17 protein-coding genes are annotated in these 25,583 nt (G+C 41.4%); 9 read left to right on the forward strand and 8 right to left on the reverse strand.

Features of this window, described 5'->3' with window-relative positions; translation table 11 throughout:
- Positions 1–66: 66 nt before the first annotated feature.
- From ACR2F3_RS12580 to lpdA, 3 genes are all read right to left on the reverse strand, one after another.
- Complete coding sequence (locus tag ACR2F3_RS12580; protein WP_196860249.1) at positions 67–927, reverse strand: sigma-70 family RNA polymerase sigma factor; 861 nt, start codon at positions 925–927, stop codon at positions 67–69.
- A gap of 308 nt (positions 928–1,235) precedes the next feature.
- Positions 1,236–2,075 carry an MBL fold metallo-hydrolase gene (locus ACR2F3_RS12585; RefSeq protein WP_432710325.1) on the reverse strand — a complete coding sequence of 280 codons (840 nt, stop codon included), beginning with the start codon at positions 2,073–2,075 and terminating at the stop codon, positions 1,236–1,238.
- A gap of 92 nt (positions 2,076–2,167) precedes the next feature.
- On the reverse strand, positions 2,168–3,556 hold the full coding sequence (gene lpdA, locus ACR2F3_RS12590; RefSeq protein WP_432710326.1) for a dihydrolipoyl dehydrogenase: 1,389 nt from the start codon (positions 3,554–3,556) through the stop codon (positions 2,168–2,170).
- A gap of 238 nt (positions 3,557–3,794) precedes the next feature.
- On the opposite strand from lpdA, the gene ACR2F3_RS12595 reads away from it, so the two are divergent.
- A complete protein-coding gene (locus ACR2F3_RS12595; protein ID WP_432710327.1) occupies positions 3,795–6,953 on the forward strand; it encodes a TonB-dependent receptor in 3,159 nt (1,052 codons plus the stop codon).
- Positions 6,954–7,107: 154 nt separating this feature from the next.
- Here the strand turns inward: ACR2F3_RS12595 and ACR2F3_RS12600 are convergent, their stop codons facing one another.
- On the reverse strand, positions 7,108–8,289 hold the full coding sequence (locus tag ACR2F3_RS12600; RefSeq protein ID WP_432710328.1) for an AIR synthase related protein: 1,182 nt from the start codon (positions 8,287–8,289) through the stop codon (positions 7,108–7,110).
- A 78-nt stretch (positions 8,290–8,367) separates the two neighbouring features.
- Entirely contained in the window at positions 8,368–10,554 is a 2,187-nt protein-coding gene (locus ACR2F3_RS12605; protein WP_432710329.1) for a glutamine synthetase III, read from the reverse strand.
- A gap of 218 nt (positions 10,555–10,772) precedes the next feature.
- On the opposite strand from ACR2F3_RS12605, the gene gloA2 reads away from it, so the two are divergent.
- Genes gloA2 through fbp form a run of 4 tightly spaced genes read left to right on the forward strand, consistent with a single transcriptional unit; the run spans position 10,773 to position 13,406 of the window.
- Entirely contained in the window at positions 10,773–11,156 is a 384-nt protein-coding gene (gene gloA2, locus ACR2F3_RS12610; RefSeq protein ID WP_432710330.1) for an SMU1112c/YaeR family gloxylase I-like metalloprotein, read from the forward strand.
- A gap of 3 nt (positions 11,157–11,159) precedes the next feature.
- Positions 11,160–11,864 carry a tRNA1(Val) (adenine(37)-N6)-methyltransferase gene (locus ACR2F3_RS12615; protein WP_432710331.1) on the forward strand — a complete coding sequence of 235 codons (705 nt, stop codon included), beginning with the start codon at positions 11,160–11,162 and terminating at the stop codon, positions 11,862–11,864.
- Positions 11,865–11,874: 10 nt separating this feature from the next.
- Complete coding sequence (locus tag ACR2F3_RS12620; RefSeq protein ID WP_432710332.1) at positions 11,875–12,366, forward strand: metallophosphoesterase family protein; 492 nt, start codon at positions 11,875–11,877, stop codon at positions 12,364–12,366.
- A 20-nt stretch (positions 12,367–12,386) separates the two neighbouring features.
- Positions 12,387–13,406 carry a class 1 fructose-bisphosphatase gene (gene fbp, locus ACR2F3_RS12625; protein WP_432710334.1) on the forward strand — a complete coding sequence of 340 codons (1,020 nt, stop codon included), beginning with the start codon at positions 12,387–12,389 and terminating at the stop codon, positions 13,404–13,406.
- On the opposite strand, the gene rnhA is transcribed toward fbp, so the two are convergent.
- From rnhA to ACR2F3_RS12640, 3 genes are read right to left on the reverse strand one after another with little or no spacing between them, the layout of a single operon-like run.
- Complete coding sequence (rnhA, locus tag ACR2F3_RS12630) at positions 13,393–13,866, reverse strand: ribonuclease HI (RefSeq protein ID WP_432710335.1); 474 nt, start codon at positions 13,864–13,866, stop codon at positions 13,393–13,395. The genes fbp and rnhA overlap by 14 nt on opposite strands.
- Positions 13,867–13,913: 47 nt before the next feature.
- Entirely contained in the window at positions 13,914–14,486 is a 573-nt protein-coding gene (locus ACR2F3_RS12635; protein ID WP_432710336.1) for a GNAT family N-acetyltransferase, read from the reverse strand.
- 16 nt (positions 14,487–14,502) lie between these two features.
- Positions 14,503–15,393 carry a hypothetical protein gene (locus ACR2F3_RS12640; protein WP_432710337.1) on the reverse strand — a complete coding sequence of 297 codons (891 nt, stop codon included), beginning with the start codon at positions 15,391–15,393 and terminating at the stop codon, positions 14,503–14,505.
- Between the two features lie 376 nt (positions 15,394–15,769).
- On the opposite strand from ACR2F3_RS12640, the gene ACR2F3_RS12645 reads away from it, so the two are divergent.
- The 4 genes from ACR2F3_RS12645 to ACR2F3_RS12660 all read left to right on the forward strand — a co-directional run.
- The gene (locus tag ACR2F3_RS12645) at positions 15,770–18,139 is read left to right on the forward strand and encodes an alpha-L-rhamnosidase C-terminal domain-containing protein (protein WP_432710338.1); all 2,370 of its coding nucleotides are present in this window, start codon (positions 15,770–15,772) and stop codon (positions 18,137–18,139) included.
- A gap of 103 nt (positions 18,140–18,242) precedes the next feature.
- A complete protein-coding gene (locus ACR2F3_RS12650) occupies positions 18,243–21,329 on the forward strand; it encodes a SusC/RagA family TonB-linked outer membrane protein (protein WP_432710339.1) in 3,087 nt (1,028 codons plus the stop codon).
- An 11-nt stretch (positions 21,330–21,340) separates the two neighbouring features.
- Complete coding sequence (locus ACR2F3_RS12655) at positions 21,341–22,882, forward strand: RagB/SusD family nutrient uptake outer membrane protein (RefSeq protein ID WP_432710340.1); 1,542 nt, start codon at positions 21,341–21,343, stop codon at positions 22,880–22,882.
- 9 nt (positions 22,883–22,891) lie between these two features.
- Positions 22,892–25,583: family 78 glycoside hydrolase catalytic domain (locus tag ACR2F3_RS12660; protein WP_432710341.1), on the forward strand; the 2,692-nt coding region annotated here is incomplete at its 3' end.

Genomic DNA, 25,583 nt, shown 5'->3' on the forward strand with positions numbered 1-25,583 from the left:
GGGCGAGTACCCAATCTTTTCAAAATAATATCTTGATGTCTTACGAAAGACACTAATATTGTACGACTATCCCAGGTATGATTTAAGAATCTTACTTCTGGAGGTATGACGTAAACGTTGTAAAGCTTTATCTTTAATCTGACGAACACGTTCGCGGGTTAAATTAAACTTCTCACCAATTTCCTCTAATGATAGGGGATGGTTAGTGCTTAATCCAAAAAACAACACAATGATTTCACGTTCTCTTTCTGTTAAGGTAGATAATGAACGTTTAATCTCTTCAGAAAGCGACTCATTGATCAGGCTGCTGTCTGTGTTGGGTTCATGATTCTCTAATACATCAAGCAAGGTGTTTTCCTCACCCTGAACAAATGGTGCATCCATAGATACATGGCGACCAGAGTTACTCAGTGTGTCAGAGATTTTATCCACTGTAGTTTCCAACATGTCTGCTAACTCTTCTGGTGAAGGTTCGCGTTCATATTCCTGCTCCAGTTTAGAAAAGGCTTTACTAATTTTACTTAACGAACCAACCTGGTTTAAAGGAAGACGCACAATACGACTTTGCTCGGCAATAGCCTGTAGAATCGACTGACGAATCCACCAAACCGCATAAGATATAAACTTGAAACCTTTGGTTTCATCAAAACGCTTGGCGGCTTTAATTAAACCGAGGTTACCCTCGTTAATTAAATCACCCAGGGTTAAGCCTTGATTCTGGTATTGCTTAGCTACAGAAACTACGAAACGTAAGTTTGTTTTGGTCAAACGTTCCAATGCCGCTTGGTCACCCTCGCGAATTTTCCTCGCTAATATTACTTCTTCTTCGGCGGTTATTAAATCCACTTTACCAATCTCGTGCAGGTACTTGTCTAATGACTGACTTTCCCGATTGGTAATGGATTGTGTGATTTTGAGTTGTCTCATTTATGTGCTTTGGTACTCGTTATGTGTTATGACGTGCAAAAGTAAGAATTTAAAAGGTATTTTAATACATAAAAACCTGAAAACGTTACACTTTACACAGCTTATTTCTGTTTAAATGAACAACAAAAATTATTCCAAGAATGTTTTGATAATACCGCTGATTTCCTATAAAAATTAGGTATTTTTCCTTGATAATCAGGGTAATTACCTGCCTATAATCGGCATTTACCTTGCAATTTCGGAACGAAAAATATTTGTCTTTAGTGTGTCATTTGTCAAAAACTTCAGCTAAACCTTCTTAAATAGCTTTAAAGATCGCTAAGTTTAAAAGTCTCTTTCAACCGTACGCCCTTTTCTGTTTGCTGAACAGTACAGCATTCATTTACCGGGTCGTGCTCCAGGTACAGGATATAATTTTGATCCGCTGCTTCTGTCAGGAAAGCCTTTTTCTCTGTGAGCGTTTTTAGCGGAAACATGTCATAGGCCATTACATAAGGAATTGGCAGATGTCCCACAGAGGGTAATAAATCAGCCATATACACAATCGTTTGTCCTTTGTATTGTATTTGGGGCAACATCATGGCATCTGTATGGCCATAGGCAAAACGAATCGTAATTCCGTTATGAAATGAAACACCATCCTCATCGGCTACGAACTTCAACTGCCCACTTTCCTGAATCGGCAGAATATTCTCCTTTAAAAAGGATGCTTTCTCCCTGTCATTAGGGTTCACTGCCCAGTCCCAATGCTGTTCATTACTCCAATAGGTTGCGTTTTTAAACGCCGGCACTAATTTGTCAGCTTCCCTGACAATTGATCCGCCACAGTGGTCGAAATGTAAATGTGTCAGGAAAACATCTGTAATATCGTCGCGGCTGAAGCCTTTAGCGGCTAAAGATTTATCCAGGCTATCGTCGCCATGCAGATGGTAATGACTTAGAAATTTCGAATCCTGTTTGTCGCCAATGCCGTTATCCACCAAAATTAACCGGTTACCATCTTCAATCAGCAGGCAGCGCATGGCCCAGGTACAAAGATTAAGGTCATCTGCAGGATTAGTTTTCTGCCAGATTTGTTTAGGCACTACGCCAAACATGGCACCTCCGTCTAATTTGAATAGCCCCGTTTCTATGGTGTGTAAGTTCATACTACTGCTGGTTTATAAAGGTCAAATGTAAATGTAAAACAAAAAACCCGCTGAACAAGTCAGCAGGTTTTTAAAATGGGTATATCTTAAGCTTATAAATGGATTACTTCGCCGTATGCATCAGCAGTAGCTTCCATAATCGCCTCACTCATGGTAGGGTGAGGGTGAACAGCTTTTAGCATTTCTAGGCCTGTAGTTTCCAATTTACGGGCAACCACAATTTCGGCAATCATTTCGGTAACGTTAGCACCAATCATGTGTGCACCTAACAATTCGCCATATTTAGCGTCGTATATCATTTTAATAAAACCATCTTTGGCACCGGCAGCACTTGCTTTACCCGAAGCAGAGAATGGGAATTTACCGATCTTTAATTCATAACCGGCAGCTTTAGCCGCTTTCTCGGTATAGCCAACGGAAGCAATTTCCGGTGTGCAGTACGTACAACCCGGAATGTTATTATAATCTAAAGGTTCTGGTGAATGACCAGCAATTTTTTCTACACAAATAATACCTTCTGCAGAAGCTACGTGTGCAAGGGCTTGTCCGGAAACAATATCACCAATTGCATAGTAACCTTTAACGTTTGTGTTGTAGAAAGCATCAACCACTACTTTACCTTTTTCTGTTTTAATGCCTGTTTCTTCCAGACCGATATTTTCGATGTTTGCAACTACACCTGCAGCAGATAATACGATATCGCATTCCAGGGTTTGCATGCCGGAAGCAGTTTTTACCTGTACTTTACAACCCGCACCGCTGGTGTCTACAGATTCAACGCTAGATGAAGTCATCACGTCGATACCTGCTTTTTTGAAACTGCGCAATAATTGTTTAGAGATATCTTCATCTTCTACCGGAACGATGTTATCCATAAATTCCACTACAGTAACTTTCGTACCCATAGTTGCATAGAAATAAGCAAACTCTACTCCAATAGCACCTGAACCTACAATTACCATTGATTTAGGTTGCTCTGGTAAAACCATTGCCTGGCGGTAGCCAATTACTTTTTTACCATCCTGTTTAAGGCTAGGTAATTCCTTTGACCGTCCACCGGTAGCAAGGATTATATTTTTAGCAGATAACTCTTTTTGAGAACCATCAGCCATACTAATCGCAACTTTGTTACCAGGTTTAACCTTGGCGGTACCCATGATTACATCAATTTTGTTCTTCTTCATTAAGAATTGAACACCTTTACTCATGCCTTCAGCAACACCGCGACTGCGTTTTACAACAGCAGCAAAGTCAGCTTCTGCACCGGCTGTTTTAATACCGTAATCTGCAGCATGGTTAATATATTCGAAAACCTGGGCACTTTTCAGTAAAGCTTTAGTTGGTATACAACCCCAGTTAAGGCAGATTCCGCCTAAAGATTCGCGTTCTACAATGGCGGTTTTTAAACCCAGTTGAGAAGCTCTTATTGCAGCTACATATCCACCGGGACCGCTGCCTATTACTATTAAATCGTAGTTCATATCTTTAAAAGGAATAACTTAATACGCACCAAAATTAAAAAAAATGTTGGTTATCTAGGCCTCAATCTATTTATTCTTCTCATGCTTTACAACAGGCTATAGGTCAAACATCTAAAAATTCTAAGGAGTTTACAATAATTTAACTTTGAAAAATAAAAGTGTGGTATATAAATAATTATCTTTGCGCCAAAATTATTAGTCACCACCACAAAAATTCACAAAAGTTCATCAAAAAAGCATGAAAAAAAATCTACTATTAAAAGTTTTGGTTGTCGTTATCACCTTCCTGGGGTCGTTTTCTGGTGCTCAGGCACAGACTACAACTTCCACACTGGTTGGGGTTGTTAAAGATGCTAGCGCTGGTTTGCCAGGTGCAAGTGTTAAAGCTGTGCATGGTCCAACTGGAACAAATTATGGCGTAATGACCAACGCTGACGGACGTTTTACCATTCCCAACATGAGAAGCGGTGGTCCATATACTGTTGTTGTTAGTTATGTAGGACTTGGCCAGGAAACATTCGAAAACATTTTCCTGAAATTAGGGGAGTCTTTCGTCTTAAATACAACCCTTTCTGACGCTGGACAGGAACTAAGCGAAGTTCAGATCGTTTCAAAAAAAGATGCAACTTTCAACAGTAAACGTACAGGTGCTGCTACAAATGTTGGTAAAGAGCAAATTGAAAATATGCCATCTTTATCGCGTTCATTACAGGATTTCACACGTTTAACGCCTCAGGCAAATGGTAATTCATTTGGTGGTGCAAGTAACAAGTTTAACAACATCTCTATTGACGGTGCTGTAAATAACGATGTGTTCGGTTTAACTTCATCTGGTACGCCAGGAGGACAAGCTTCTACACAGCCAATCTCTTTAGATGCGATCCAGGAGATACAGATCGTTGTTGCTCCTTATGATGTAACTAACGGCAACTCTACAGGTGGTACTGTAAATGCAGTAACCAGATCAGGAACAAACACGGTAGAAGGATCTGCTTATTTTTTCGGTCGTAACCAGAATACCATTGGTAAAAGTATAGATGGCTTAAAAACTAAGGCCGGTGATTTTTATAATACTACTTATGGTGTGCGTTTAGGTGCGCCAATAATTAAAAATAAATTATTCTTTTTCGTAAGTGCAGAATTAGGTAGAATTAGGACTCCTTCAACATTCAATGCCGGCGAACCAGGTGGTGTATTAAGTGTTGTTGATGCAGATCTAATTAAAAATACCATGTTATCGCGTTATGGCTATGATGTAGGTAATTATGGAGTGTTTGATCAACAAACAAACAGTGATAAATTATTTGCACGTATTGACTGGAACATTAATGATAAAAACCAGTTGACTTTGCGTCATAATTATATAAATGCTTTTGATGATAAAATAACCAGAAGTGGATCAGCTTTCGCATTTTCTAATAATGGTTACCGATTTACTGATAAACAAAATAATACAGTATTGGAATTAAGAAGTGCGATTAACCAATCGTTATCAAACAACTTAATTATAGGATATTCAAGAGTAAGAGACAGACGTGCCTTTAACGGTGATTTGTTCCCTCAAATCAGAATCAATAACTTTAATGGTAGCTCTTCTCAGTCGGTAGTTTTTGGATCAGAGGCTAGCTCAACTGCTAATGAGTTAGACCAGGATATTTTTGAATTTACTGATAACTTCAAAATCCTGGCTGGTAAACATACATTCACAATTGGTACACATAATGAGTTTTTTAAATTTAGAAACTTGTTTATGAATAACTTCGCTGGAAGTTATGCGTATAGCAACTTGAATGATTTCATTAACGGTGCAAATCCAACTACGGCAGCATCGACTTATTCAATAGTTCCGGGTGATAATGCACCAGCGGCTAAATTTGATGCAGCGCAGTTAGGTTTCTATGTCCAAGATGAGATTGAAGCATTCCAAGGGTTTAGATTAACTGCTGGTTTAAGAGTTGATATGCCTTTATTCTTTGATAACCCACCTGCAAATCCATTGGTTGCAAGTACCTTTCCTAACCAAAGAACTGATCAAACACCTAGCGGACAGCTTCTTGTTTCTCCACGTTTAAGCTTTAACTGGGATCTTACTGGTGACAGAAGTATTCAGTTAAGAGGTGGTACTGCATTATTATCGTCGCGTGCGCCTTTTGTATGGCTGTCTAATGCATTTACTAACAATGGTATGTTAACGGCGCAAATTAACGCTACTAACGGTGCAGGTACTTTTATTCCTGATCCATCAAATCAACAAGCGGCTGGTGGAACTGTAGGCACAACCTATGAAGTTAACTTAACTGATCCCAAACTAAGGTTGCCTCAGGTTTTCAAAACCAATTTGGCATTTGATTTCAAATTGCCAGGCGGAGTATTTGCTACCTTAGAAGGTATCTATTCTAAGACAGTAAACAATATTCTTTACCAAAATTTAAACTTACAGCCGGCTAATGGTACAATCAATACGTCATTAACAAATGGTGCTGATAACCGTCCAAGATTTGCTTATCCAACAACAGCAGGGAAAGTAAATACAAAATTCACAAACGTATATTACTTAACGAATTCAAACCAAGGTGAAACATACTCTCTAACGGCACAATTGTCTAAAGCCTTTGATTTTGGCTTAAGTTTATCTGGTGCTTATACCTATGGAAAATCTACCGATGTGAATTCAGGTGGTAGTAGTACAGCAAGTTCAAACTTCAACTTTAACCAGATTGTGTTAGATCCGAATGATCCACAGTTATCATTCTCAAACTTTGATCTTCGTCACCGCGTGATTGGAAGTTTAAACTACGTGGCCAGATACGGAAAGAACAAAGCATCAGCAACTACATTCTCGTTGTTTTATGCAGGTAGATCAGGCTCTCCATTCACTTACCTTTACTTTGGCGACTTAAATCAAGATGGTAATAACCAAAATGATTTATTATTCGTGCCACGTACCATTAATGATATCAAATTGGCGCCATTAACCTCAAATCAGGTTACTACGTCTATTCAAGATCAATGGAACGCTCTAGACGCCTTTATCTCTAACGATAAGTACCTTAGTTCACGAAGAGGACAATATGCAGAACGTAACGGCGCTAGAATGCCTTGGCAACATCAATTCGATCTTAGAATTATGCAAGATTTAGGAACCGTATTTAAAGGTTCTAAAAATGCATTGCAACTTTCTTTGGATGTTATCAATGTAGGTAACTTGCTTAACAATGCATGGGGAAGATCATACTTCTTAGGTAATAATGCTTCAACGCTAATCAACTACAATTACAATGCTGCAACTGGAGGTAACTATACTTTCAGAGCACCAGCAGAAAATGTTGCTTACCAAGCATCAGCATTTGATTCAAGATGGCAAGCTCAAATTGGTATCAGATACTTGTTTAACTAATAGCTATTTCTAAACAAAAATCCTGATCATAATTTATGATCAGGATTTTTTGTTTCAAGATATTCCATATTGATGTTGAATAACCACATAAAAACCGCTACCTGTGCAGGAGCGGTTTTTTTTATGTGGTTGTCAGCCAGTAGCTGTTCAATGATTAGTTATAGATAAAAGTTCCTTTATCACTGGTGATGGTTACCTGCTTTTGTGCAGCAGTTTCTACGCGGCCAATGATCTGGGCGTCGATATTAAAGCTCTGAGATATCGCAATAATGTCTTCTGCAATCTCTGCAGGAACATAAAGCTCCATGCGGTGGCCCATGTTAAATACTTTATACATTTCTTTCCAGTCGGTACCAGATTGTTCCTGAATTAATTGGAATAGGGGTGGTACCGGGAACATGTTGTCTTTAATCACATGCACATCGTCGTTAACGAAATGCAATACTTTAGTTTGAGCGCCACCACTGCAGTGAACCAGGCCATGAATCTGTTTGCGGTAAGCAGCTAATACTTTTTTAATTACCGGGGCATAGGTGCGTGTAGGCGATAAAACCAGCTTGCCAGCGGTTACCTGTGTGTTTTCATCAATTTGTACCGGATCTGTTAATCCCTTGCCACCTGAAAACACAAGGTCAAAAGGTACGGCAGGATCATAGCTTTCAGGGTATTGATGTGCCACAGCTTTGTTAAATACATCGTGACGGGCAGAGGTTAGTCCGTTAGAACCCATACCGCCATTATACTCTTTTTCATAAGTGGCCTGTCCTGATGACGATAAACCAACGATCACATCATCGGCCTGGATGTTGTGGTTGCTGATCACGTCTTCGCGTTTTAAACGGCAGGTAACTGTAGAGTCTACAATAATGGTTCTTACCAGGTCGCCTACATCAGCGGTTTCGCCTCCCGTTGAGTATATGGAAATTCCTTGTTCGCGCAGTTCAGCCAGAATTTCTTCTGTACCATTAATTACTGCCGCGATTACTTCACCAGGAATAAGGTTCTTATTTCTGCCTATGGTAGAAGAAAGCAATATGTTTTCTGTAGCACCTACACATATCAAATCGTCGATATTCATGATGATAGCATCCTGTGCAATGCCTTTCCATACCGAGATATCACCGGTTTCTTTCCAGTATATATATGCCAATGAGGACTTTGTACCCGCGCCATCGGCATGCATGATGTTGCAGTAGTCCTCGTCATTTCCTAATATGTCAGGGATGATTTTACAAAATGCTTGTGGGAAAATACCTTTGTCAATATTTTTGATGGCCTGGTGCACATCTTCTTTCGAAGCAGAAACGCCGCGTTGGTTATACCTGTTATCACTCATGTTGTTGCAAAGATATGAAAACAAAAAAAAACCTCTGCTTTTTAGGGCAGAAGTTTCATAGTATAACCAAAATATATATTATTTTAAGAATAATAATTCTCTGAATTTAGGCAAAGGCCAAACGTCATCGTCAACAATCTGTTCTAACTTATCAGCATGGTAACGGATGGTGTCAAAATAGCTCTTCACATTTTCGTCGTAAGCAATTGCTTTTTCACGCGAATCTTCAATGTTATTAGTCACCTTACGTTCTTCAAGCATGGCATCGATACTTGTTTTAACAATTCTCAAGTGCTCTGATACTTTATTAATAATGGCCGTTGGGGTTTCCAATGCATCTTTGCTTAAACCTAATTCTTTAAGTCCTTTTGCATTTTCCAATAAAGTGTTCTGGTAAGAAATGGTTGCAGGGATTACCATAGTGTTTGCTATTTCGCCCATTACCCTGGCTTCAATCTGAAGTTTTTTGTAATAGCTTTCTAACAAGATCTCATGACGGGCATGAAGTTCACGTGCACTGAAAATATTTGTTCTGGTAAATAGTTCGATAGATTTCTCGCTAACGTAAGCATCAAGTGCTTTTGGCGTAGTTTTGATGTTCGATAATCCACGTTTTACAGCTTCATCTTCCCATTCCTGGCTGTAGCCATTACCTTCAAAACGGATATCTTTTGATTCTTTAAGGTATCTTTTGATCACGGTTAATAAAGCCACATCTTTTTTGTCGCCTTTTTTAATCAGTTTATCAACTTCAACTTTAAATTTAGTCAATTGATCAGCAACAATGGCGTTTAATACAGTCATTGGTGATGCCGAATTTTCTGATGAACCAACAGCTCTCAATTCAAACTTGTTGCCGGTGAAAGCAAAAGGAGAGGTACGGTTCCGATCGGTTGTATCGAAATTAATTTGTGGTATTTTAGGGATACCTAACCATAAAGAGTCTTCGCTTTTTACTTTTTTAATGATGCTGCGTGAAGTTTCGATCTCGTCTAATACATCATTTAATTGTGATCCTAAAAAGATAGAGATAATTGCAGGCGGAGCCTCGTTAGCACCTAAACGGTGATCATTGCTTACAGAAGCAATACTTGCTCTTAATAGGTCTGCGTGCTCATGTACCGCTTTAATGGTGTTTACAAAAAACGCTAAGAACATCAGGTTGTTTTTAGGCGTTTTTCCTGGCGATAATAGATTTTTACCAGTGTCTGTAATTAACGACCAGTTGTTGTGTTTACCAGAACCATTAATGCCTGCATAAGGTTTCTCATGCAATAAAACTTTGAAATTATGTCTTTTGGCTACTTTTTCCATCAAATCCATTAATAGTTGGTTATGATCGATAGCCAGGTTGATTTCTTCGTAAATTGGTGCACATTCAAACTGCATAGGTGCCACCTCATTATGACGGGTTTTTAAAGGAATACCCAATTTTAACGCTTCGTTTTCGAAGTCTACCATATACGTGAATACACGCTCAGGAATCGAACCGAAGTAATGATCTTCTAATTGCTGTCCTTTTGCAGACATATGACCGAATAAAGTGCGGCCGGTTAAAGCTAAATCCGGACGCGCATTATAATAGGCAAGATCTACTAAAAAATATTCTTGTTCGATACCTAAAGAGGCATTTACCTTAGTGATGCTTTTATCGAAATACTGACAAACATCTACAGCTGCTTTATCAAGTGCATTTAAAGCTTTTAATAAAGGTGCTTTATAGTCCAAGGCTTCGCCGGTATAAGAAACAAATACAGTAGGAATGCACAAAGTTTTGCCTGCTTTACTCTCCATAATGAAAGCAGGAGAAGAAGGGTCCCATGCAGTATAACCACGTGCTTCAAACGTATTGCGGATACCACCATTAGGGAAGCTTGATGCATCAGGTTCTTGCTGAACTAAAGCACTGCCTGAAAATTTTTCAATTGCACCGTCACCTGATGGTTCGAAAAATGAATCATGTTTTTCAGCAGTTGTTCCAGTTAATGGCTGAAACCAGTGTGTATAGTGAGTTACGCCTTTTACCATTGCCCAAGTTTTCATTGCTGTGGCAATGTGATTGGCGTCATCTTGATTAATTAACTCGCCTTGGTTAATGGCTAAATTTAATTTTTCAAAAACTTCTGGTGATAAGAAATCTTTCATTTTTTTCTTATCAAACACATTACAGCCAAAAAACTCCGAAATTTTAGTAGATGGGGCGGAAACCTCGGGAGAAATTCTGGATTGTGCCTCTTTTAATGCAATTGTTCTTAAAGTTCTCATTTATTCGTTTAAAATTTGATCAAAAATAAAGTATATTATTAAGAAATCGTAATTTTTAAATATAAAATACGAAACTAAACTAGGATTGTGGTTCAATTTTGGGTGGTATTCTTAAAAATATGCGGTTTATGACGGTTTTTTTATCAGAAGTCATTTTCTTTTTTATTTGTCGTAATTGTATTTAGTGGTGCTGAGCAGGTTTTTTTTACCTTAGATTTATGTTTAGTAAAATACACCATGTCGCTATTATCTGTAGTGATTATGCGCGCAGCAAAGCGTTTTATGTTAACGTACTGGAATTGAAGATAGTGCGTGAAGTTTATCGGGAAGAGCGACTTTCATACAAATTAGACCTTGCTATAAACGACCATTATCAGATTGAATTGTTTTCTTTTGATCAGGTTCCTGTTCGTCCTTCGCGCCCCGAAGCAGCAGGTTTACGGCACCTGGCCTTTGAGGTTGATAATTTGGATGTGGTGATTGACAGACTAATTTTAAAGGGTGTTGTTACAGAGCCAATACGAATAGACGAGTTTACAGGTAAACGTTTTACATTTTTTGCAGACCCAGATGGCCTGCCATTAGAATTATACGAGCAATAGGCTATGGGAAGTTTATTTAAGTTTAAACAATTTGAGGTAGAGCAGGCAGATTGCGCCATGCGTATTAATACAGACGGTGTTTTATTAGGCGCCATCCTTCAACACCCGCAACCCGGCAAGATATTGGATATCGGTACGGGAACCGGGGTTATAGCCATGATGCTTGCCCAACGCTTTTCGCAGGCTATGGTAACAGCAGTGGAAATTGACGGGCCAGCAGCGTTACGTGCAGCAAGTAATTTCTCACAGAGCCCTTTTGCCGCCCAATTAGAAATTAAGCATGGCGATATTACTCACTTTCAAACTGCAGTCCGATATGATTTAATTGTGTCAAATCCTCCGTATTTCGTGAATGACCTGAAAAATGCTGAAGATAGAAAAAGAATTGCCAGGCATGCTGGTGAGGACTTTTTTGAAGGACTCCTTCGCAAGGTAGCTGGGATATTAGCGGAGAATGGAAAGTTCTGGGTGATTCTTCCGGTTAAACAAGCACAGGAACTGGTTACTAACGCGGTGTTATTTAAGTTGTATCCACATCGAATTATACATGTGCATTCCGACGCTTCCAAACCTGGATTTCGGCAGATCATTTGTTTTGGCTTTGGTAACGAGCCATTGCAGCAGGAAAAATTATATATATATATAGCAGAGGGTGTTTATACTCAGGCCTACAAAGACCTGTTGAAAGACTTCTTTCTGGCTTTTTAATTTAACGACTTTGAAAAAAATAGGACTACTCTCTGATACACATGGTTTTTTAGACGATGCGGTTTTCAAACATTTTGATACCTGCGACGAAATCTGGCATGCCGGTGATTTCGGCGCGGATGTGGCCGATAAACTGGCCGCTTTTAAACCGTTAAAAGGGGTGTATGGAAATATAGATGGTAAAGAGATCCGGGCGGCGTTCCCTGAACACCTCCGTTTTCAGTGTGAGCAAGTTGATGTATGGATGACACACATTGGTGGTTACCCAGGTCGTTATGCGCCTCAGGTGAAACCAGAAATATACACTAACCCGCCAATGCTGTTCATTACCGGGCACTCACACATCTTAAAGGTAATGTATGACGAAAAAATTAAATGTTTGCATATAAATCCCGGTGCGGCAGGTAAATCGGGCTGGCATAAAGTGAGGACTTTAATTCGATTTAGTATTACAGACGAAAAAATACATACCTTAGAAGCTATAGAAATAGGTAAAAGATAACGTAAAATATACACTAAGATATGGCGGGAATTAAAACATTAGGGCAGTTCATTATTGAAAAACAAGCAGATTTTCCCTATGCAAAGGGTGAGCTTTCCCGATTACTCAGAGACATCGGTATTGCCGCAAAAATAGTTAACAGGGAGGTGAACAAAGCGGGTTTAGTTGATATTTTAGGGGATGCCGGTACCACAAATATCCAGGGCGAGGGCCAGAAAAAACTGGATGTGTTTGCTAACCTACAATTTATTTCGGCATTAACCAGCGGAGGTGAATGTTGTATTGTCGCTACGGAGGAAGAAGATGAATTTGTACCCATTGACTCACCGGTATCTAAAAATGCAAAATACATTGTATGTATTGATCCACTTGACGGTTCCTCGAATATCGATTGTAATGTTGCGGTAGGAACTATCTTCTCTATTTACAGGCGTAAATCTGTTGATGGTATGGCTACACTCGACGATGTACTGCAAAAGGGTACACAACAGGTGGCTGCTGGTTATGTAATTTATGGTTCGTCGACCATGTTGGTGTATACCACTGGTAAAGGAGTGAACGGATTTACACTGGATCCATCAATTGGTGAGTTTTGTTTATCCCATCCGAATATGCGCATTCCTGCCGAAGGAACAATCTATTCCATCAATGAAGGGAATTATGGTCACTTTCCCTTAGGCGTGAAAAAATATATTAAGTATGCTCAGGTGGAAGATCCTGCAACAAACAGACCCTATACTTCGCGGTACATTGGTTCTATGGTGGCTGATATTCACCGAAACCTTATTAAAGGTGGTATTTACCTCTATCCAACTACGGCGAGTTCGCCGAATGGTAAACTGCGGTTATTGTATGAATGTAATCCAATGGCCTTTATTGTAGAACAGGCAGGTGGTGTCGCTTCCGATGGTTATAACCGTATACTGGATATCCAACCTACGGCGCTTCACCAGCGCGTAGCGATATTTATAGGCTCAGAGAAAATGGTAAGAACAGCAGAAAAAATGATGTTAGAAAACGAAGTGATTAAAGCAGACTAGGTTTACTACGTTCTGCTTCAAAAGGGGCATCTATAGCCAGGGCACTGGTTTGTTTACTGGCAGCTACGGCAAGTTGGTCGCATCGCTCATTCTCCGGATGGCTGTTATGCCCCTTTATCCATACAAACTTAACCTGATGTTGTTTATAAACGTCTAGAAAACGAAGCCAGAGGTCTTTATTTTTCTTTCCTTTAAAGCCAGTTTTCACCCATCCGAATACCCATTTCTTTTCTACAGCATCTACTACATACTTGGAATCAGAGTAAACAGTTACGTCCTTTCCAGGCATTTTGATGGCTTTCAGTCCTTCAATCACAGCGAGCAGCTCCATACGGTTGTTGGTGGTTAAACGAAATCCCCCGCTTAATTCCTTATAATGGTTTCCTGCCCGCAAGATTACACCGTAACCTCCAGGACCTGGATTTCCACTTGCTGCACCGTCTGTATAGATATTGATCATATTGCTGATTGAAGCACAAAAGTAGGAAATTAATTAGTGGCTACCGGTTATTTTACGCCGGAGGTTGTGGAGTCCTTGTTAATCAGTGAATAAATAACATCATCCAGGAAAACACCATTCCAAAATGTTTTCTCTTTAAAATGGGCTTCTTTAACAAAGTTGTTTTTTTGCAACAACCGCTCAGAGGCTGTGTTTTCAGGGTCGATCAAGGCTTCTAAAGAATGAAATTTCAGATTCTCAAAAGCGTAGTTAATTACTGTTTTCAAAGCCTCGTCCATAATGCCCTGCTGGTGGTATTCCGGATTAAGAATATAACCAACTTCTGTTCTGAAATTCTCGGGTTGCATACGTATTAGACAAATCATCCCAATCAACTTATCGTCGGAGGCAAGGGTAATGGCCCAATTGATAGCTGTATTTTCATCCACTCCTTTGTTTATCACATTGATGTGGTCAAGGGCATCCTGTTGAGTTACAGCCAATGGGCGTGGGATATAACGCATCACTTCAGGATTAGACCGTATAGCAAACACCTCCTTCACATCATCAGGCCTAATTTTCCTTAGCCGCAAGCGGTTGGACTGTAAAATGGGGAAGGGGCTAAAATTGATTTTCATCATTAAGTGAAATTAAGATTTATTTCTGATAATGTGCCAATACTGCAGCCGCAACTTTTTTCTGGCCGCTTGCATTGATATGAAGTTGATCTTCATAATCTTCAGTAGTCATCATGTTAATGTCCTGGATCATGGTGATGTCGTTTTGCTTAGCAAATTCGATAATTTTTTGGCCTAAACTGTTATACTTACCTTCTTTTAGTTCGGGAATACTTGCGTGCAGAAAGAGTATAAATGGGATATCTTTTTTTGCAGTATAATCTTTAAAATTTCCAAAACCGGAATTGAAAGGAGCGCCCTCAGGAATATGATCGATTACGGAAGCTTGTATGTTTTTTTTTAACGTCATACGGGGGATAAGGTAGCGATCCAGTAATTCGTAAATGGCAAATGAATACTGTTTATCGGGATGACTTTTGGAAACCCCTACAATTTTTTCGAAAGTCATGTTGTCAAAGGCGTCGTGTGAGCTAACAAAGAGATAGATTTTTTTTGCCTGGAAGTCCCCGTTTTTTTTCAAATACGCGAAGCAGTTATCCGGCCCCCAGCTACCAGCCGAAACATTTAAAAACTGCACTTTTTGATGATAGAGGGTGGACAGGCTATTGCTTAACAAAGTGGTGGCTAAATCATCATGGTCGCCACGGTTTATGATGGAATCTCCGAAACCAAGGATGTGAATGCAGGAAGAATCGATCGGATTACTCCTCATCGAATATTCGTTATAATGGTAGTTTTTTCTAAACCGCTGGGTGTGTTGATTGGCCAGGTTAATGTATTCAATGTCAGGATCACTTTTCATTAAGACCTCATGGCAAAAGCCAAAGTAATTTCTTAAAACTAATTCTGTTGACACCATTAACGGTAGTAATAGTGCTGTAAAAAGTAAAATGCGCTTTTTCGTTTTCATATTTATATTTACATCTTTAATTTTGGTTATTTAAGCTTTCTTTTAAAGACGAGTATTAAATTGTTTCCTTATATGTGTAACTGATAATATTATTAGACTAAGGTGCCGCATGCCATAAGTTGACCTATTATTAATATAATTAACCGTTAACATAATTGCGTGTTGTTTTATATAGCCAATATCCGACAATGGAGGTAGTAGTAACAGTGTAAATGTTGGGAGATACGATGAGCAAATGCTTCGATTTATTGCTCGGCAGAAAATTACATTGAGGAATAAAAAAATTTGGCATCCTGCGCTTACTGCCATGACAGCGCAGGACGGTTGCATGCTTTTCATTGTATATATTGAAACACTTGGTTTTAAATATATTAATATGAAAAGAGGTTTACTTATTTTATGCTGTTGTCTTTTGGCGATAACCGCACCCGCACAGGAAAAGCAAATCAATCCAGAACTATTAAACAGGCAGTGGCCATCCCGATGGATCAGCCATCCCGAAGGTCCACAACGGGATTATGGGGTATTCCATTTCAGGAAAGTCTTTCAGATTACAAGCGTTCCGAAGAACTTCGTGATACACGTTTCTGCTGACAATCGCTATCGGCTTTTTGTAAATGGGAAAGCAGTTTCTATGGGGCCGGCAAGAGGTGACCTCTATAATTGGTATTATGAAACAGTAGACATCGCACCACATTTAAAAGCCGGTGATAATGTTATCGCCGCGAAAGTCTGGAACATGGGTGTACATGCTCCAGTTGCCCAGGTATCCAATCAGACCGCCCTAGTGGTGCAAGGAGATACTAAAGAAGCTTCCCTTGTAAATACAAATAATACCTGGAAAGTGTTGCTCGACCCGGCATACACCCCTTGTTCAACTGATAACGGGCCGAGATTGCGTGCATATATGGTGATTGGTCCTGGTGATAAGGTTGAAGGCGCGCAGTATCCATGGGGTTGGGAATCTCTTCACTTCGATGATGGTAACTGGGTAAATGCAGGAGCCATTGCTTCACCAGCACCTTTTGGTAAAGGCACCGATAATCAGTGGACGTTGGTGCCTAGGAACATCCCACAAATGGAGGAGACACAGCAACGCATATTGAAGGTTCGCCGTGCGGAAGGTATCGCAAAAGATGAAGGCTTTTTGACGGGGAAAAAGGCGCTAACAATCCCAGCGAATAAGAAGGTGAGCATCTTGCTCGACCAAACCTTCAATACCATAGCCTATCCAGAACTTTTGCTGAGCAAGGGTAAGGGGGCATCGGTTAAGATGACTTTCGCCGAAGCCCTGGTTGATGAACAAGGGAATAAGAAAAACCGAGATCAGGTAGAGGGAATGCATATTATCGGTAATTACGACATCTTCGTAACGGATGGTGGCGAAAAGCGACTTTTCCGCCCTCTTTGGATGCGCACATATCGGTATGTGCAGCTGGACATTGAAACGAAAGACGAGGTACTTCAGATCGATGATATATATGGGATGTACACCGGTTATCCTTTTGAAGAGACTGCTAAATTCAGCAGTAGTGATGCTTCTTTAAAAAACCTTTGGGATGTAGGCTGGAGAACGGCACGTTTATGTGCTGGAGAAACATACTATGACTGTCCTTATTATGAGCAGTTGCAGTATGAAGCGGATACACGTATTCAAGCATTAATCTCATTATATGTTTCTGGTGATGACCGTTTAGCAAGGAAAGCTATTCTAGATTTTTACCATTCGATGGTACCTGAAGGACTTACACAAGGTAGATATCCAAGTAACCGCCTGCAAGTCATTCCACCATTCTCTTTGTGGTGGGTGTCGATGATTTACGATTATTCCATGCACCGTGATGATAAAGCATTTACAGCAGAATTTCTGACCGGCATTTCCAGTGTACTTACCTGGTACGAAAAACATCTGGATCCTGAAAAGGGTATCCTCGGCCCGATGCCATGGTGGAATTTCGTGGATTATACCCATGTATTTCCAAACGGTGTTCCTGATGGCGCAGATAATGGTAATTCGTCCGTCATCACCTTGCAGTATGTATATACTCTGCAACAAGCAGCCAAGATTTTTGAATTTCATGGCAAAAGCCAACAGGCACAACAGTACAGCGACCTAGCTACAAAGATTGCAAGGCGTACTTTTGAGTTGTGTTATGATGAGTCAAAAGGGTATATGGCGAATACACCGGAGTTCAAAGCTTACAGTCAGCACGCCAATATTATGGCAGTTTTGACGGATGCCATTCCGAAGGCTGAACAGCAGTCGCTTATGAAAAGGGTTGTTGCTGACACTACCCTTGGGCCGGCAACTTTCTACTACCGCTTTTACCTAAACCAAGCGCTTAAAGCGGCGGATCTTGCAGATCTGTATTACGGTCAGCTGACGCCTTGGCGTGATATGCTGAAAATGGGGCTGACCACCTTTGCGGAAAAACCTGAACCAGCGAGATCAGATTGCCATGCCTGGAGTGCTAGTCCGAACTACGATTTTCTGGCAACCATCTGCGGTATCATGCCAGCAGATATTGGGTTTTCATCTGTCTTAATAAAACCTGCTTTAGGGGAGTTAAGCTTTGCAAATGGCTCCATGCCACATCCAATGGGTACGATACAAGTAGATTTAAAAAGAAAGGGTAAGTCAGGTTTGAAGGCTAAGGTAAATCTTCCTGTTAATCTGACGGGTAATCTGGTCTGGAATGGTAAGACTATTCCATTGAAAGGCGGTAGCCAGGAGATCGACTTATAAAGAATGTGGCCGTAGTCTGGTCGTCTTTTGATTTCCACAGGACAGTACGGGTTGCCGCTATTTTCTTAATATTTTAACTTACATAATAACCAAATATATCATCATGAACGGATTTAATTTATCAATTTTTGGTAGGATCAAATATGTACTGATTTTATCATTGCTGTTGATTGTGTCGCTGGCCTATGGGCAGACGCAGTTCAATGTAAGTGGCAAGGTGACGGATAAGGACACAACACTACCAGGTGTTACAGTTCAGGTAAAAGGAACCTCCAGGGTGGCCTCTACCAATCAAAACGGAGCCTTTTCAATTGCTGCAACACAAGGGGAGGTACTAGTATTCCGTCTGATCGGATATGATACAAAAGAGGTTACTGTTACCTCCACAGCACCGATCGATGTTGTTCTTACCAGCTCAAATAATGACTTGAATGAAGTTGTTGTTATTGGCTACGGTACGCAAACCAGGAAAGATATTACAGGTGCCATTTCAAATCTTTCGGCGAAAGAGATGAAAGACGTTCCCGTCGGACAGTTTACACAGAAGCTTCAGGGACGGATCCCAGGCGTTCAAATCAGTCAGACTACCGGCCGTCCGGGACAGGGAATGGCCGTTAGGATCAGGGGTTCTGCATCTATGAATGCAGGGAATGGTCCGCTGTATGTTGTAGATGGCCAGCCGATTGCTGGTGACATCAACAACATCAATCCGGATGAAATCGAGTCGTTTTCTGTACTTAAAGATGCTTCTGCCACTGCACTATACGGTTCAAGAGCAGCGAACGGTGTGGTGCTGATCACCACGAAAAAAGGTACTGGAACACAAGGTGTAAATGTTTCATTTTCAGCCTACGGTGGTTTACAGTACGTACCAGAGCGAGGCCGTCCAGACGTGATGAATGCTACAGAATTCGCACAATGGCAAAAGAACTACTACGAAGATAAAATTAAGTATGAGAATTGGGTGAATCCAGCAAGCGGCCTTGCGGAGATTCCTGCGGAGTATCAGAATCCTTCACAATATGGGGAGGGTACAAATTGGTATGATGTGCTGCTTGACCAGGGCGCACCAATTCAGAATTACTCTCTTTCGGTAACATCAAACACCGAGAAATACAGCACTGCCGTAACTGCCGGTTATTTTAACCAGCAAGGGGTTCTGCTGAATACCGGTTATCAGCGCTTCTCCTTCCGTTCGAACAATGAGTTCAGGCCGAACGATCGCATCACGTTGGGTTTCAATGTTGCGCCAACTTTACAGCTGGATCATAATACACTGGTAAATACGGACGGGCAGCGTCAGGTGATTGATGGTGCTTTTATCACCAGCCCGATTTCTCCAGCCATCAATCCGGATGGAAGTTTGCCACTGACGACCAATACCTTTGGTATGTTTCCAAATCCAAACTGGTATCGTGTGTTGAGGGAGAAAATGGACAACTTCAAGCGTATCCGTACCCTGGGTAATGTGTATGGAGAGGTTAAAATCCTGGATGGACTGGTTTTTAAAACCCGTGGTGACTTTGACCTGGAGTCAAGAACACAGCAGAACTTTGTTTCATCCACTTCTGGAGGTGGTTTATTTGTGGCACCCCCTCAACGTGCCACAGGTGCTTATAATACACAGAATTATTATTCCTGGTTGAATGAAAACCTGTTGACCTATAAGAAGTCAGTTGGCGAACACAACTTTGATGTACTAGTAGGTTATACCTCTCAGAAATTCAGACAGGAAAATAGCGGTATCAATAAAACGGATTTTCCTAGTGACCAGATTCCTTGGTTGAATGCAGGGGCAACGGTAACCGGTGCAGGAAGTAGCACCTCTGCATGGTCTCTGCAATCGGTAATAGGACGTTTAAACTATAACTTTAAAGGCAAGTATTTACTTTCTGCCGCTCTAAGGCGCGACGGCTCGTCCAGGTTTGGTAGTGAAAACAAATGGGGTTCTTTTCCATCGGTTTCTGTAGGCTGGATCGTTAGTGACGAAGAATTCTTGAAAGGGAGCGAGAAGATCTCCTTCTTGAAATTACGTGGTAGTTACGGTTTAGTGGGTAACAACAATATTGGCAACTATACATCTATTGCCATGATGAACCCAACAAATTATGTCTTCAACAGTTCACTGGTACAAGGACTATCCATCAGTTCGCTGGGTAATCCGTTGTTGAGCTGGGAAACCACCAAGCAATGGGATTTTGGTTTCGAATTAGGTTTATTCCAGAATCGGGTAAACATTGTCTACGACTACTACAATAAGGAAACAGACGGTATGCTTTATCCTGTGGAGCTTCCACGTGCATCGGGCTTCAGTTCCATCTGGACCAATGTTGGAGCGTTCAAATTCTGGGGGCATGAAATTGGCATAAGCACCAAGAATCTGACCGGTGAATTTACCTGGAACACGGATTTGAACGTTACCTTCAACCGTAACAAAGTGTTGCAATTGGGAACCAACGACACCCCCATTGGCGGTTATACAGAGCAGGCTGACTTTAACCGTACTGCCGTAGGAATGCCAATCGGCCAATTCTACGGTTATATTTTCGATGGGGTATACATGACACAGCAGGAGTTTGACACGCAGCCAAAACATAAGTCATCACAAATTGGAACAACCAGGATGAAAGACATCAATGGAGACGGCGTAATTGACCTGAACGATCGCACTTTCATAGGTGATCCAAATCCTGATTTTCTATTCGGATTGTCAAATAATTTCAGCTACAAGAACTGGGATTTGAGTTTAATGATTGCGGGATCGGTGGGTGGAAAAACCATGAATGCGACCTATGAGAACACGGAAAACCTAGATGCAGTATTTAACGTGAGAAAAGTTGTATTAGGGGGCTGGCGTTCTCCGGAAAACCCTGGAAACGGTGAAGTGCCAAGAACACTTGCCGGAACTACAGAGCTATTCCGTTTTACAAATTCACGATGGGTGTATAACTCCTCATACGTATCATTGAGGAACGTCACTTTTGGGTACAACTTTAAAATGCCCGACAGTAAGTACCTGAAAGGTGTACGACTATATGCAAGTATTCAGGAAGCCCTGATGTTAACTAAATATCCGGGACTGAACCCGGAGGTGAGTACCAGTGGTGTTAACCCCTTAAGTTTGGGCATCGATCAAACTGCATATCCGGTACCAAGGACTTTCACTTTTGGCTTGAATGTTAACTTCTAATTCTGAAAATCATGAAAACAAAAATATTATATACAGCCGCGTTAATCCTGATGATCCTAACGGGTTGTAAAAAGGACTTTTTAAATCTTACGCCTGATTCGGAAGCGAATGCAGAGGATTTTTACAAGACAGCAGAACAGTTTCAGCAGGCGGTAAATGGCGTATATGAGCCTTTAAGAGCGACTGTTGGTGAAAGTGGGTTTATCATGGGCGAAATGCGCTCGGATAATACCCACTATGATTATTATGCGCCGGATAGAGGTATTCACATCATCCGGAGAGAAAATATAGATGACTTTCTGGATGACTCCCAGAACCAATGGACAAACGGCTACTACAACACTTGTTATGTGGGTATAGCGAGAGCGAACACCATCCTTACCCGTATTGAAAATGCCGAGTTTGATCAGGCCACAAAAGACCAGATCATTGGAGAAACAAAGTTCCTGAGGGCTTATTACTATTTCAACCTGGTGCGCTATTTTGGTGGCGTACCGTTGTTCCTTACCGAAGTACAAAAAGAAGCGGATGCTTTTTTAGCGCGATCTACACCTGATGAGGTTTATACACAGATCATCAGTGATGCCAAGGATGCTGTGGAAAAGCTACCGGCACCTACGTTTCCTCAGAACGGCCGTGCAACAAAGGGTTCTGCAGCCACATTACTGGCTGAAATTCACATGACACGTAAAGATTTTGCTGCTGCGGAGCCACTATTGAGATCGGTAACGACAATGGGCTACAACCTGCTTCCAACCTATGCCGATGCATTCCAGTTGGGGAACAAAAACAGCAAAGAGTCGGTCTTCGAAATACAGTTTATGATGGGTGATCAAGGCCAGCAAAGTATGTTCAGCTACTGGTTTATACCCAAAGCTGCAAACGTAGAGCTGATAACTGGCGTCGCTTCAAACACACTAAACTATGGTGGCTGGAATGTGCCGACAGAGGATATGCTGAATACCTATGAAGCAGGTGACAGCAGAAAAGATGCTTCGATTGGCATTGCTGAAGGGATAATTGCTAGTGATGGCAGTTTTGTGATCCAGGCCTCAAAAAGTATTCAGAATTACGTTGTTCCTGCAGGTAAGATAGCCAAGCCTTTTGTGAAAAAGTATCTACATCCGCATAGCCGTGAGCGTAATACAGATGATAACTGGCCAGTTTACCGCTATTCGAATGTGCTATTGATGCTTGCAGAGTGCCTGAATGAAATGGGCAACCCTGGCGATGCATTAACTTATCTCAATCAGGTACGTAAACGTGCAGGTGCAACACTTCCAAATATTGCAGAAACCAGTAAGACTGCATTGGCAGCTATCATCGGACATGAAAGAAGGGTGGAGCTTGCATTTGAAAATCACCGCTGGCATGACCTGGTAAGAACTGGAAAGGCGATCGAGGTCATTACGGCACATGGAGTCCAAATGAAAGCGACCTACAGCTTTATTTCACCAAATGCCTATAATGTTACACCCGACAAATTGATTTTCCCAATACCCTATCTGGAGTTGCAACTAAACAGTGCATTGACACAAAACCCCGGTTATTAAATTGATATTATGAGGTGGACTTTAATGTTATTTTGCTGCCTGCTTGCTCCAGTATCTTTGCGAGCGGGCGCACAACCAACCAAACTAAGCGTTGAGAACAAAGTTGGTATTGTAGTTATAGATACGCATCAGCCTGTATTTGGCTGGAACATTACTGCGGACACGCGGGGATATAAACAAGCCGCATGGCAATTGCAGGTCTCAACTGACCTCCAGTTGTTAAAGTCAGGTAAGGCTGATGTCTGGGACTCCAGGAAAGTTTCAGGTAATGCACAACATTTTATAAGGTATGAGGGCGCCGTATTGAAAACGGCTACCCCTTATTACTGGCGGGTGCGGATCTGGTCGTCCGATGGTATTGTATCTGATTGGAGTGAACCCTCAAGCTTTATCTCAGCGATACTGGATAAAACAAAGTGGGATGGTACTAAATGGATTGCCTATGAGGTGCTCGACCCTGCACTAAAGGTTTTTCCAGGGATACACATGAATGGAGATCATTTAGGGGAAATGGCCTTACAACGAGCCGTAATCCCAATCTTTCGAAAGCCTTTTACGGTAACGAAAAAGCTGAAGTCTGCATTCCTTTTTGTCTCCGGTTTGGGGCACTATGAAGCAATATTAAACGGTGAGAAGGTAGGCGAGGATTTTCTTGCGCCGGGCTGGACCAATTATGATAAACGCGTGCTCTATAATGCCTATGATGTAACCGCTCAGGTAAGCAAAGGCGAGAATGTTATCGGTGCAATAGTTGGAACTGGATTCCGTTATATCAATCGGGAGCGCTATCGAAAAATGGTTATTGCTGAGGCCTTGCCCATGCTCAGGATGATGTTGGTGATTCGGTATGACGACGGCAGTACAGCAGAAATTAAGACTGATGAGAGCTGGAAAACCACTAGTTCGGCAATTACCTTCAGTAGTATATATGGTGGCGAAGATTATGATGCCAATCTGGAAACACCCGCCTGGACCACCAAAGACTTTATCCCTTCCAAATGGAAGCCTGTGTTGGTTACTGATGGGCCGAAAGGGGAGATGTTCATTCAGACAGATTACCCTTTAAGGGTGATGCAAAGTTTCGGGGTTAAGGATGTAAAAAAGCTTGAAAAAAACAAGTTTCTATACGATTTTGGTCAAAATGCCTCCGGTATCGTCCGACTGGAGGTTAAAGGCTCACAGGGTGATAAGATCAAAATTACCCCTGCAGAAGTGCTCGACGAAAATGGTCTTCCTTATCAGGATGCATCTGGTGGGCCGTATTATTTCAATTATACCCTCAATGGGGAGGGTTTGGAAAGCTGGACACCAAGATTTAGTTACTATGGATTCCGGTATGCCATGGTAGAAGTTGAAAGTGAAAATACATGGAGCGATGATGGGTTGAATATTCAATTGTTGCACACCAGGAACAGTTCTCCCACTGTTGGCTCATTTGAATGCTCCAATCCCTTGTTTAACCAGATTGATGACTTGATCAAGTGGGGCATAAAAAGTAACATGGCGAGTGTGGCTACCGATTGTCCGCATCGGGAAAAGCTTGGATGGCTGGAACAGACCCATCTTATCGGCTCCTCATTAAAGTACAATTACGACATTCTGAACTTATACAATAAGGTGATTGATGATATGATTGAGGGGCAGCTGCCAAATGGCCTGGTTCCAGATATCGTACCGGAATATGTGCCTTTTGAAGGTGGCTTCAGGGATTCCCCGGAATGGGGTAGTGCTTCTATTATCATACCCTGGTACTTGTATCAATGGTACGGTGATGCTTCGATACTGAAGAAGTCTTATCCCATGATGAAGCGGTATCTCGGTTATCTTGGAACAAAGGCTGACCAGCACATCCTCTCACATGGGCTGGGCGACTGGTTTGATCTGGGTCCCAAAGATCCTGGTGTTTCGCAGCTTACGCCGATTGCGTTAACGGCGACCGCAACTTATTTCTATGATGCAAAATTACTATCTGGCATTGCGGCGGCTATTGGCGAACAACAAGATGCAGCGCGGTATGCAGAGCTGGCGGTTGCGATCAAAGGCGCTTTTAATGGAAAGTTTCTGGATGAAAAAACTGGTGTGTATTCTACTGGAAGTCAGACTTCCTATGCAATGCCAATGTACATGGGGCTGGTAGATGAAAGTCTAAAAGATAAAGTGTCTGCAAATCTCAGTAATTCAATTTTGGCATCCAATAAGGCGCTTACAGCAGGAGATGTTGGTTACAGGTATCTCTTGCGCGCGCTTGAGGCAAATGGCGGTTCTCAACTAATTTATGAGATGAATAATCGTGATGATGTGCCTGGCTACGGTTACCAGATTAAACATGGTGCCACTGCGCTTACAGAATCATGGGCAGCATTGAAATATGTATCGAACAACCATATGATGCTAGGGCATTTGATGGAATGGCTTTATAGTGGATTGGCAGGAATTAAGCAACAGCCCGGAGATTTTGGGTTTAAGCGGATCCTGATTGAGCCGGAGATGGTGGAAGGACTGGACTGGGTAAATGCAAGTTATCAATCTATAAATGGCGACATCAAGGTTCAATGGAAAAAGGCAGGTAATCAAGTGCACTTAAATTTGACCATCCCTGCCAATACCTCAACACAGGTGCTTTTGCCAACTGCTGATCTGGAGGGAATACGCGAAAATGGCAAGGCTATCGGTACAGACCCTCATGTTAAGGCTGTGGGTA

Origin of the sequence: Pedobacter sp. (assembly GCF_045627485.1) — a bacterium.
In the GTDB taxonomy this organism is placed as follows: Bacteria; Bacteroidota; Bacteroidia; order Sphingobacteriales; family Sphingobacteriaceae; genus Pedobacter.